This window comes from Nocardioides sp. JQ2195 (assembly GCF_012272695.1).
Classification (GTDB): Bacteria; Actinomycetota; Actinomycetes; order Propionibacteriales; family Nocardioidaceae; genus Nocardioides.
In genome coordinates, this window is sequence record NZ_CP050902.1 from 770408 (window position 1) to 781602 (window position 11195).

Below are 11195 nucleotides of genomic sequence, written 5' to 3' on the forward strand. Positions count from 1 at the left end.
CCGATCGTCGGGGGGGTGCGGGCCGACCCGACGACGACGAGGTCGTTTTGACCTCGTCGGTCGGCGCCGCCTATTCTTGACAGTCGCGTCTCCTGCCGCGCCCAGAACGTGGGTGCAGACCCGGACGAAGTGGAGCCGGGCAGTGTTCGTCAGAGGACGCGGCTCAACCACCCGATCAGGACCTCTGGTCGGGCCCAACGAACGAGAAGGCTACTTACGTGCGTACGTACAGCCCCAAGCCCGCTGACATCCAGCGCGAATGGCTTGTCATCGACGCCCAGGACGTTGTCCTCGGGCGCCTCGCGGTCCAGGCCGCGAATCTCCTCCGCGGCAAGCACAAGCCGACCTTTGCTCCGCACATGGACATGGGCGACTTCGTGATCATCGTGAACGCGGAGAAGGTCGCCCTGTCCGGCGACAAGAAGACCAAGAAGATGACCTACCGTCACTCCGGCTTCCCGGGCGGTCTCACCACCACCCCCATCGGCGAGCTCCTCGAGAAGGACGCCCGCAAGGCCATCGAGAACGCGGTCTGGGGCATGCTCCCCAAGAACCGTCTCGGCCGCCAGATGCTGAAGAAGCTCAAGGTCTACTCGGGCCCCGAGCACCCCCACGCGGCCCAGCAGGCCAAGCCGTTCGAGATCACGCAGATCTCCCAGTGATTGCAGACAAGGACATCAACGTGACTGAGAACCAGGCTGAGACCGCCGAGGTCGAAGAGACCTACCAGACCAACGAAGAGGGCGTTGCCTACAGCTCGGAGTCCGCTCCGTCCGAGGACGCCCCCCTCAAGCCGGCCACGATCGCCCCCGGCAACGCCACCGGTCGCCGCAAGGAGGCCGTCGCTCGCGTCCGCCTCGTCCCCGGCACCGGCCAGTGGACCGTCAACGGCCGCGACCTCGACTCGTACTTCCCGAACAAGCTGCACCAGCAGGTTGTCAACGAGCCGTTCGCGAACCTCGAGCTCGAGGGCCGCTTCGACGTCATCGCCCGCATCCACGGTGGTGGCATCACCGGCCAGGCCGGCGCCCTGCGCCTCGGCGTGGCCCGTGCGCTGAACGCGATCGACCTCGAGGCCAACCGCCCGTCGCTCAAGAAGGCCGGCCTGCTCACCCGTGACGCCCGCGTCATCGAGCGCAAGAAGGCTGGTCTCAAGAAGGCCCGCAAGGCTCCTCAGTTCTCCAAGCGCTGACCTCGCGTCGTTTGTCGGGCGCCTGGCGGCGTTGTCGTCGGACGACGGCCAAACACGGGCCGCCTTCCCTCCTCTGCCCTGCCAGGCATCCCGACAAGCAACGCGACCGCGCGTAGCGTGTCAGGCATCCCGACAAGCAACGCGACTAGGAGACCTGCTTTGGCACCAAAGCTATTCGGCACGGACGGGGTCCGGGGCCTGGCCAACGGTCAACTGACCGCTGAGCTGGCCCTGGACCTTTCCGTTGCCGCGGCCCACGTCCTGGCCGACCGCGGCGAGTTCACCGGACATCGTCCGCTGGCCGTGGTCGGTCGGGACACGCGCATCTCCGGACAGTTCCTCGAGGCCGCCGTGGTTGCCGGACTGGCGTCGGCCGGAGTCGACGTCCTCCTGCTCGGCGTCCTCCCGACTCCCGGGGTCGCCCACCTCACCGGCACGCTGGAGGCCGACCTCGGCGTCATGCTGAGTGCCTCGCACAACCCGATGCCCGACAACGGCATCAAGTTCCTCGCCCGCGGCGGCGTCAAGCTCGACGATGCGATCGAGATCGCGATCGAGCAACGCCTGCGCGAGCCGTGGAACCGTCCCACCGGTGGCGACGTCGGTCGCGTCTCGACGTACGACCACGCGGTCGCGGACTACGCGGCCCACCTGGTCGGCACCATCGCGCGCCCGCTCACGGGGCTGAAGGTCGTCCTCGACTGCGCCGAGGGTGCCGCTTCCGCGGCCGGCCCGAAGGCCCTGCGCGACGCAGGCGCCGAGGTGATCGCGATCCACGCCGAGCCCGACGGGCTCAACATCAACGACCACTGCGGGTCCACCCACCTGGACAACCTGCAGGCGGCCGTCCTGGCGCACGGCGCCGACGCGGGCTTCGGCCTGGACGGTGACTCCGACCGCTGCCTGGCCGTGGATGCGGCGGGTGAGGTCGTCGACGGCGACCAGATCCTGGCCATCCTCGGCATCTCCATGCGCGAGGCCGGCCGGCTCCCGAACGACGTCGTCGTCGCGACCGTGATGAGCAACCTCGGCTTCGTCCAGGCGCTCAGGGCCAACGACGTGCAGGTCCGCCAGACCAAGGTCGGCGACCGCTACGTCCTGGAGGCGATGAAGGCGGGTGGCTACGGTCTCGGCGGCGAGCAGTCCGGCCACGTGATCATGAGCGAGTTCGCCACCACCGGTGACGGCATCCTCACCGCGCTGCACGTGCTCGAGCGGATGGCGCAGACCGGCTCGTCCCTGGCCGAGCTGGCCGGGGTGATGACGCGCCTCCCGCAGGTGCTGATCAACGTCGGCGGTGTCGACAAGGCGCGCGCCGACGACGACGCCGGCCTGGCCGCCGCCGTTGCCGAGGCCGAGGCACAGCTGGGGGACTCCGGGCGGGTGCTGCTGCGTCCCTCCGGCACCGAGTCGCTCGTGCGGGTGATGGTCGAGGCGCCCAGCCACGAGCAGGCTGTCTCGGTTGCCGAGGACCTCGCAGCCGTCGTGCGGGAGCGACTCTCCCTCTGACCGCTGGGAGTCAACGCCCACGACCCCTTGCACCTGTGCGGTGCTGGTGTCACTCCGCAGCCGACCGGTCGCTGGTGAAGTGACACGGACGCCGCGTTGCTCGGGGGAGGGCTGGGGACGGGGAAAACGGGTCGCCGACGGGGGCCGACCTGCATAGGGTCGAGCACCATGAGCAACGTTGAGGTCCGCGCGGTCGACGTCCACGACGAGACCGCCCTCCGCGCGTGGTGGGAGGTCGGGCAGGCCGCCAGTGCGGAGCGCCCGTTCGAGGCATGGCCGGCGTGGGCGGTGTCGCGGATCGCGATGCCGTTCCCTCGCAGCGACTCCGCCATCACCGCCCTGGCGGCGTACGACGGGGCACGCGCCGTCGGCTCCGCACTCCTGGCGGAGTTTCTGCTCGACAACACCCACCTGGCCGAGATCACGGTCTGGGTGCGACCCGAGCACCGTCGCCGGGGCATCGCCACGTCGCTGCTCGCACAGGCGGAGCACCAGGCCCGTCGCGACGGACGCACCACCGTCGTCTCGAGCGTGTTCGCGCCGGTCGGTGCGGAGAGCCCCGGCTCGCTGTTCGCGGGGGCCAGGGGCTACCCGGTCGGCAGCGCCGAGGAGACCAAGCTGCTCGACGTCGCGACCGCGGCCCGGGCCTGGCCGACGCTCGAGCAGGAGGCCGACGCCGCGCGAGGCGACTACTCGGTGACCGTCTTCGACGCGGCCTGCCCCGACGAGCACGTGCAGGGCTTCGCCGACGTGCTGTCCCGCTTCATCGGTGAGATCCCGAGTGGCGACCTCGACCTGCAGGACGCCCAGTGGACACCCGAGCGGATCCGCCTCGGTGAGCGGGAGCGTGATCAGGCCGGGCGCGTCAACGTCACCGCTCTCGCGCTGGCTCCCGACGGCGTGGTCTGCGGCTTCTCCGACGTGCGACTGAACCGGGCCGACCCCCGGCACGGCGGAGTGGGCGGGACGCTGGTGCTGCCCGAGCACCGCGGCCACCGGCTCGGCCTGGCGATGAAGCTGGCCACCCACCGGATGGTGCAGCAGCGGTTCCCCGAGTGTGCCCACATCGAGACCGGCAACGCGGGTGTCAACGCGCCGATGAATGCGGTCAACGAACGCATGGGCTATCGAGTGGTGGAGCGCTGCCTCGACGTGCAGAAGCACCTGTCATGACGATCACCGAGATCGACCCGTTCGACGATGCGGCGTTCGACGCCTGGCACGCGACCTACGCCGCCGCCGAGCAGCACGGCCGTGGCGAGTGGTCGTCCGACTGGTTGCTCGAGGAGAGCCGGGCTGCCAAGCAGGCCCGCCTCCCGAGCCACGAGGTCCACGTCTTCGCCCTGGTCGAGGCGGGAGAGGCAGTGGCCGTCGCCGAGCTCGAGCTCCCGCTCCTCGACAACCCGGAGCTGGCATGGGGGAAGGTGCACACCCACCCGCGGCATCGGCGACGAGGACACGGAGGAGCCCTGCTCGCACACCTGGAGGAGCGGGCGGCACGGGCCGGCCGCACCCGCTTCGTCACCGAGACCGCCTACCCCTGGGACGCACCCGCCGACGGTGCTGGGCACCCGGACGCCGACTTCCTCACCCGTCGCGGCTTCGTCTTCGGCATCGGTGACGTCCAACGAGTCCTCGACCTGCCGGTGCCGGGCGACCTGCTGGCCTCCCTCGCAGCGAGCGCGGCGCCGCACCACACGGCGTACGCCCTTCGCTCGTTCGCTGGGCCGGTGCCCGAGGAGCACGTCGCCGACTATGCCGCGCTCTGCGCCGCCGTGAGCACGGAGGCACCGACCGGTGGGCTGGACCTCGAGCCGGAGACAGCCGACGTCGCTGCCTTCCGAGCCGTGGAGGAGCTGCAGGCCCGGCAGGGTCGGACCCGGCACGCGACGGTGGCGGTGGCCCCCGACGGAAGCCTGGCCGGCTACACCGATCTCGTGACCAGCGAGCACGATCCAGGGCGGGCCTACCAGTGGGGCACCCTCGTGCGTCGTGAGCACCGGGGCCACCGCCTCGGCCTGGCCGTCAAGGTCGCCAACATCCTCCACCTCCAAGCACGTCGGCCCGACATCAACGTGGTGCGCACCTGGAATGCCGAGACCAACGCCCCCATGGTCGGGGTCAACCGGGCGATGGGATTTCGCGCGGTCGACCGACTCGGCGAGTTTCAGAAGATGCTGACTGCGCCATGATGGGGGCATGAGCACCCGAGGGACCCACGCGGCAGCGCGTGCGGCGACCCTTCTGGCGGCGCTGAGCGTGCTGATGACCGTCGGCGCGGGGGTCACCGCAGGGGTGGTGATGGCGCGCGACGGCGGTCCCGACGGGTCCGGCACCCTCGTCCGCGGCCACGGGGACTCCGCCGGCCCGGACCCCACCAGCCAACCGACCGAGTGGCCCGACCACGACTACACGGACTGGGAGCGGGTCACCGGCAAGCCGGACGACTCCGGCTTCGCCGCGGCCTACCAGGTGCCCCGGCGCGCGTGGAAGACCTTCGAGCCCGACTATGCCGTCGCCTACCGTGACGACTCCGGGAAGAAGACCGCCAGCGGTCATGCTCCGGCCAACTACTACGGCAACCAGTGCTCCCAGGACGGCTCGAGGGTGGCCGGCGGGTGGACCGTGCTGGCCGACACCGAGCCGTCGGGCGACCTCGTGGACCTCGCGGAGGCCGCCGTACGCCGTTGGGCCACTGGCTACGCGTCGGACGGCACCGGGACCGCGGCGCCGATGTCGCAGCCGAGCACCGAGCGGTTGACGCTGCCGAACGGGTCCGACGCCGCGCGGTCGCTGATCACGCTCGACATGAGTGACTCGGAGGGCAGCTGTCTTCCCGACTCCGCCGAGATCATGGCGACCACGATCAACACCCCTGAGGGCGCCAAGACGCTGGTCCAGGCGCGCTACCTCACGCGTCCCGGCATCACCGACGAGGAGTGGCAGCAGATCAGCGACTCACTGGAGCCGTGACGCGGGCCCGAGCCGGGTGGTCGGGCCGCGTGGTCGAGCCGCGTGGTCGAGCCGCGTGGTCGGGTCAGAGCTTGCGCAGCCGCACGTAGCGCACCGAGTGGTCGCTGTCCTTGCGCAGGACCAGGTTGGCCCGCGAGCGGGTCGGCAGCACGTTCTGCTCCAGGTTGGGGCCGTTGACGGCGTCCCAGATGCGGGTTGCCTCGGCCACCGCTTCGTACTCGGTCAGGCTGGCGTAGCGGGTGAAGTACGACGCCGGGTCGCGGAAGGCGGTCTCGCGCAGGCGCTGGAAGCGCTGGATGTACCAGTGCCGGATGTCGCTGGTCGCCGCGTCGACGTACACACTGAAGTCGAAGAAGTCGCTGACCGCCAGCCCGGTGCGGCCGTCCTCCCGCACCCGAGCGGGCTGGAGCACGTTGAGGCCCTCGATGATGACGATGTCGGGCCTCTTGATGATGATCTTCTCGTCGGGCACCACGTCGTAGGTCAGGTGCGAGTAGATCGGGGCCTCGACCTCGTCCTTGCCGGACTTGATGTCGACCACGAAGCGGAGCAGGGCCTTGCGGTCGTAGGACTCCGGGAAGCCCTTGCGCAGCAGCAGCCCGCGGCGCTGGAGCTCCGCGTTGGGCATCAGGAAGCCGTCGGTGGTGACCAGTGCGACCGAGGGGTGCTCGGGCCAGTGCGCGAGCATCTGCTGCAGCACGCGTGCCGTCGTCGACTTGCCGACCGCCACCGAGCCGGCCAGCCCGATCACGAACGGGGTCCGTGGGGGTGTCGGCCGGGCGAGGAACTCCTCCTGTGCGTGGTGGAGGTTGCTGGCCGCCTCGACGTACTTGCTGAGCAGGCGTGACAGCGGCAGGTAGACGTGCTGCACCTCCTCGAGGTCGAGCTCGTCACCGAGACCGCGCACCCGCTCGATCTCCTCGGGGGAGAGGGGCTGCTCGGTGTGCTCGGCCAGCGCCGCCCACGCGTCACGCGCCAACTCGATGTAGGGCGAGGTCTCGCGCGCCTGCTCGCGGCTCTCCGAGCCGGCCGATTGGGACATGGCGCACATTGTTGCAGGCATCGAACCCGTGGCACGCGGCCGGATAGACTTCCGGCCATGTGTGGAATCGTGGGCTACGTCGGTGGCAAGCAGGCGCAAGGTGTCGTGATCGACGGGCTGCGACGCCTCGAGTATCGCGGCTACGACTCGGCAGGCATCGCCCTGGTCCACGACCGGACGATCGCCTCCGACAAGCGGGCCGGCAAGCTGGCGAACCTCGAGAAGGCCATCGACGAGAAGGCGTTGCCCGAGTCGACGACCGGCATCGGCCACACGCGGTGGGCCACCCACGGCGCGCCCAACGACCAGAACGCCCACCCCCACCTGGGGCAGAACTCCCGGTTGGCGCTGGTGCACAACGGCATCATCGAGAACTTCGCCGAGGTGCGCGCCGAGCTGGAGGCCCAGGGCCACAACCTGCTCTCCGAGACCGACACCGAGGTCGCCGCCCACCTGATCGAGCGTGAGCTCGACGCGGGCGTCGACCTCACCACGGCCATGCAGCGCGCCTGCCAGCAGCTCGAGGGCGCGTTCACGCTGGTCGCGGTCGACGCACTGGACGCCGACCGTGTGGTCGCCGCCCGCCGCAACAGCCCGCTCGTCGTGGGGCTGGGTGAGGGCGAGAACTTCCTCGGCTCCGACGTTGCTGCCTTCATCGAGCACACGCGCGAGGCGATGGAGCTCGGTCAGGACCAGGTCGTCACGATCACCGGCGACGGCGTCGAGGTGACCGGCTTCGACGGCTCGCCCGCCGAGGGCACCCGCTACCACGTCGACTGGGACCTGTCGGCCGCCGAGAAGGACGGCCACGATTGGTTCATGCGCAAGGAGATCCACGAGCAGCCGAGTGCTGTCGCCGACTCCTTGCTCGGACGTCGCAGCGCTGACGGACTGCTGCAGCTCGACGAGGTCCGGCTGTCCGACGACGAGCTGCGCGACATCGACAAGATCATCATCATCGCCTGTGGCACGTCGTTCTATGCCGGGATGGTGGCCAAGTATGCGATCGAGCACTGGTGCCGCATTCCCTGTGAGGTCGAGCTGGCCTCCGAGTTCCGCTACCGCGACCCGATCCTGACCCAGTCGACCCTGGTCGTGGCCATCTCCCAGTCCGGTGAGACCGCCGACACGCTCCAGGCGATCCGACACGCCCGGGTGCAGCGCTCGAAGGTGCTGGCGATCTGCAACACCAACGGCTCCACGATTCCGCGCGAGTCCGACGCGGTGATCTACACCCACGCCGGCCCCGAGATCGGCGTCGCCTCCACGAAGGGCTTCCTGACCCAGCTGGTCGCCTGCTACCTGCTGGCGCTCTACCTCGCACAGGTCAAGGGCACGCGCTTCGGTGACGAGATCAACGAGGTGATGGACCAGCTCGACCAGATCCCGGCCAAGATCCAGCAGGCCCTCGACGCCGAGGAGTCGATCTATGAGCTCGCTGCCTCCTACGTGGACGCCAAGTCGGTGCTGTTCCTCGGTCGCCACGCCGGCTTCCCCGTCGCCCTCGAAGGTGCTCTGAAGCTCAAGGAGCTGGCCTACATCCACGCAGAGGGCTTCGCTGCCGGCGAGCTCAAGCACGGCCCCATCGCGCTGATCGAGCAGGACCTCCCCGTGCTGTGCGTCGTTCCGCCCCGCGGGCGCGACCAGCTGCACGAGAAGATGATCAGCGGCATCCAGGAGGTGCGCGCCCGGGGGGCCCGCACGATCTGCCTGGCCGAGGAGGGCGACGACGCCATCACGCCGTACGCCGACGTGCTGATCCGGTTGCCCAAGGTGCCGAGCCTGCTGCAGCCGCTGGTTGCCGCCGTGCCGCTGCAGCTCTTCGCCTGCGAGCTGGCCACGCAGAAGGGCCACGACGTCGACCAGCCGCGCAACCTGGCCAAGTCCGTCACCGTCGAATGATCGACGCACGCGAGCCGGCCCGGGTGGTGCGGGGATGATCGTCGGCGTCGGGATCGACGTGGTGGAGATCGAGCGGTTCATCACCTCGATCGAGCGCACTCCCGCGCTGCGCGACAAGCTGTTCACCCCGGCCGAGCGGGAGCTCCACCCGCAGTCCCTGGCCGCCCGATTCGCGGCCAAGGAGGCGATGGCGAAGGCCTTGGGGGCGCCGGCAGGCCTGGCCTGGCACGACGCCGAGGTGATCTCGGAGGCCACCGGCCGGCCACGCTTCGAGCTGCGTGGCACGGTCAGGGCCGCCGCCGACGCCCTGGGCGGCACCACCGTGCACCTGTCGCTCAGTCATGACGGCGGCATCGCCTCCGCCTTCGTCGTTCTCGAGTCCTGACTTCCTGCCCTAGGTTGGAGCCATGCGCAGCGCACACACGGTGGAGCAGGTGCGGGCCGCTGAGGCCGTGCTCCTGGCCGAGCTTCCCGAGGGGTCGTTGATGGCCCGAGCCGCGTCGGGCCTGGCCACTGCCGTGATCGACCTGCTCGGCGGCGCCTACGGGCGGCGCGTGGTGCTGCTGGTCGGCTCGGGCGACAACGGCGGCGACGCGTTGTACGCCGGGGCGCTGCTGGCCCGCCGCGGGTGCGCCGTCGAGGCGATCACGCTGTCCGATCGGGTGCACGGGGGCGGCCTGGCCGCGCTCCGAGGCGCTGGCGGAACGGTCCGGTCGGCGGCAACGGGCCCGACGGCTAGGCCCGACGTGGTCGTTGACGGGATCGTCGGCATCGGTGGTCGACCGGGGCTGCGGCCCGACGCCGTGGCCGCCGTGGCGGCGTACGCCGGGGTGCCCCTCGTCGCGGTCGACGTGCCGAGCGGCATCGACGTCGGCACCGGGGAGCTCGACGGCCCGCACGTGACTGCGGACGTCACCGTCACGTTCGGCACCCACAAGGTCGCCCACCTCGTCGAACCGGCCGCGTCGGCGTGCGGCACGCTCACCCTGGTCGACATCGGCCTCGACCTGCCACCGGCCGACGTGGAGGCGCTGCAACCCGATGACGTCGCTCGCCTGGTGTCGACACCCGCACCGACGTCGCACAAGTACACCCGCGGCGTGGTCGGCCTGCGCACCGGCGGAGCCTTCGCCGGGGCTGGGCTGCTCAGCGTCGCGGGCGCGTCCTGTGGCGTGGCCGGCATGGTGCGCTACGTCGGGAGCGACGCCGCCGGTGAGCGGGTGCTCTCGGCGCATCCCGAGGTGGTCCTCGGGGAGGGACGTGTCCAGGCCTGGGTGGTCGGCTCGGGCGGCGGACCAGGAGCTGTCGACGAGCGGAGGACGGCCCTGGCCGACGGCGTTCCGGTGGTGCTCGACGCCGATGCCCTGCTCGAGCTGCCCGACGACCTGCCGGCCGACGCCGTGCTCACCCCGCACGCCGGCGAGCTGGCGCGGATGCTCGACGTCGAGCGTGACGACGTCGAGGCCCGGCAGCTGCACTGGGTCCGCGAGGCCGCACGTCGCACCGGCGCAGTGTGCCTGCTCAAGGGCCACCACACGTTGGTCGCCGATCCGGACGGTCGGGTCCGGGTGACGACGACCGGGTCGCCCTGGCTGGCCACAGCAGGTGCCGGCGATGTCCTGGGCGGCGTGATCGGTGCTGTGCTGGCCGTCGGGCTCACGCCCTTCGACGCGGCGTCCGTCGGGTCGTGGTTGCACGGCGCCGCGGCCACCCTGGCCTCACGTGGTGGGCCGATCGTGGCACGTGACGTGGCCGTGGCCGTGCCCGACGTCGTCCGCCGACTCGCGCTCCGGTCCTGACTCCGTCGCATCGGGTCGGCCCGACCACTGGACGGGTCGGCTGCCTTGCCGGTGGCCGGTCGATCCGGGCATAGAGTCTGGGCATGCTCTACGCCGTGTTGCACGCCGTCGTTCCACCCGTCGCTCGCACGGTCTGGAGGCCCGAGGTCACCGGGCTCGACAACATCCCGGCCGAGGGGGGTGTGCTGATCGCCAGCAACCACCTCTCCTTCGCCGACAGCCTGGTCATCCCGATCGTGGCGCGCCGCAAGGTCGCCTTCCTCGCGAAGTCCGACTACTTCACCGGCAGCGGGGTGAAGGGCGCGATGTCGAAGGCGTGGTTCGAGGGCCTCGGCATGCTGCCCATCGACCGCGACGACGCCCAGGCCGCCCTCCACTCGCTCGACACCGCACTCGAGGTGCTGGGCAAGGGGGAGGCGTTCGGGATCTACCCCGAGGGCACCCGCTCCCGCGACGGCCGGCTCTACCGGGGCCGCACCGGGGTGGCCCACCTGGCCCTGACCGCGGGGGTGCCGGTCGTTCCGGTGGGGCTCTCCGGCACTGCCGACCTGCAGCCCGTGGGCTCCCGGTTCCCGCGGCTGGCCAAGGTCAAGGTCGCCTTCGGCGAGCCGATCGACTTCTCCGGACGCTTCGAGGGCGTGGCCGCGGGCAGGGCCCGACGAGTCGCCACCGACGAGATCATGGCCTCGATCGCGGCCCTCAGCGGCCAGGAGCTCGCCGGGCAGTACAACGACCGCCCGCCGACCCCCTAGGTCGCGTGTCGCCCGGGTGGCTCCCC

11 protein-coding genes are annotated in these 11195 nt (G+C 70.8%); 10 read left to right on the forward strand and 1 reads right to left on the reverse strand.

The genetic code is table 11. The features are described from left to right. Positions 1-218: 218 nt before the first annotated feature. The 6 genes from rplM (at position 219) to ncot_RS03685 (ending at position 5674) form a co-directional block, all read left to right on the forward strand. Entirely contained in the window at positions 219-662 is a 444-nt protein-coding gene (gene rplM, locus ncot_RS03660) for a 50S ribosomal protein L13 (protein ID WP_057323033.1), read from the forward strand. A gap of 20 nt (positions 663-682) precedes the next feature. Continuing rightward, positions 683-1192, forward strand: coding sequence for a 30S ribosomal protein S9 (rpsI, locus tag ncot_RS03665; RefSeq protein WP_240938047.1), 510 nt, complete (start codon positions 683-685; stop codon positions 1190-1192). Between the two features lie 159 nt (positions 1193-1351). Beyond that, positions 1352-2701: a phosphoglucosamine mutase gene (gene glmM / locus ncot_RS03670; RefSeq protein WP_168616380.1), complete on the forward strand. Its 1350-nt coding sequence runs from the start codon at positions 1352-1354 to the stop codon at positions 2699-2701. Between the two features lie 168 nt (positions 2702-2869). Further along, positions 2870-3874: a GNAT family N-acetyltransferase gene (locus ncot_RS03675; protein WP_168616381.1), complete on the forward strand. Its 1005-nt coding sequence runs from the start codon at positions 2870-2872 to the stop codon at positions 3872-3874. Beyond that, positions 3871-4893, forward strand: coding sequence for a GNAT family N-acetyltransferase (locus ncot_RS03680; RefSeq protein WP_168616382.1), 1023 nt, complete (start codon positions 3871-3873; stop codon positions 4891-4893). The genes ncot_RS03675 and ncot_RS03680 overlap by 4 nt, the downstream gene beginning before the upstream one ends. A 7-nt stretch (positions 4894-4900) precedes the next feature. Beyond that, entirely contained in the window at positions 4901-5674 is a 774-nt protein-coding gene (locus ncot_RS03685; protein WP_168616383.1) for a hypothetical protein, read from the forward strand. 64 nt (positions 5675-5738) lie between these two features. Here ncot_RS03685 and coaA read toward each other — a convergent pair whose 3' ends face one another. Beyond that, positions 5739-6716 (reverse strand): type I pantothenate kinase, encoded by a 978-nt coding sequence (gene coaA, locus ncot_RS03690; protein ID WP_206065132.1) that lies wholly within the window; start codon positions 6714-6716, stop codon positions 5739-5741. 57 nt (positions 6717-6773) lie between these two features. On the opposite strand from coaA, the gene glmS reads away from it, so the two are divergent. From glmS to ncot_RS03710, 4 genes are all read left to right on the forward strand, one after another. Further along, a complete protein-coding gene (gene glmS / locus ncot_RS03695; protein WP_168616385.1) occupies positions 6774-8618 on the forward strand; it encodes a glutamine--fructose-6-phosphate transaminase (isomerizing) in 1845 nt (614 codons plus the stop codon). A gap of 34 nt (positions 8619-8652) precedes the next feature. Then, positions 8653-9003: a holo-ACP synthase gene (locus ncot_RS03700; RefSeq protein ID WP_168616386.1), complete on the forward strand. Its 351-nt coding sequence runs from the start codon at positions 8653-8655 to the stop codon at positions 9001-9003. Between the two features lie 22 nt (positions 9004-9025). After that, entirely contained in the window at positions 9026-10417 is a 1392-nt protein-coding gene (locus ncot_RS03705) for a bifunctional ADP-dependent NAD(P)H-hydrate dehydratase/NAD(P)H-hydrate epimerase (protein ID WP_168616387.1), read from the forward strand. A gap of 83 nt (positions 10418-10500) precedes the next feature. Further along, positions 10501-11169, forward strand: a complete 669-nt coding sequence (locus ncot_RS03710; protein ID WP_168616388.1) for a lysophospholipid acyltransferase family protein — start codon at positions 10501-10503, stop codon at positions 11167-11169. The last annotated feature ends 26 nt before the right edge of the window (positions 11170-11195 follow it).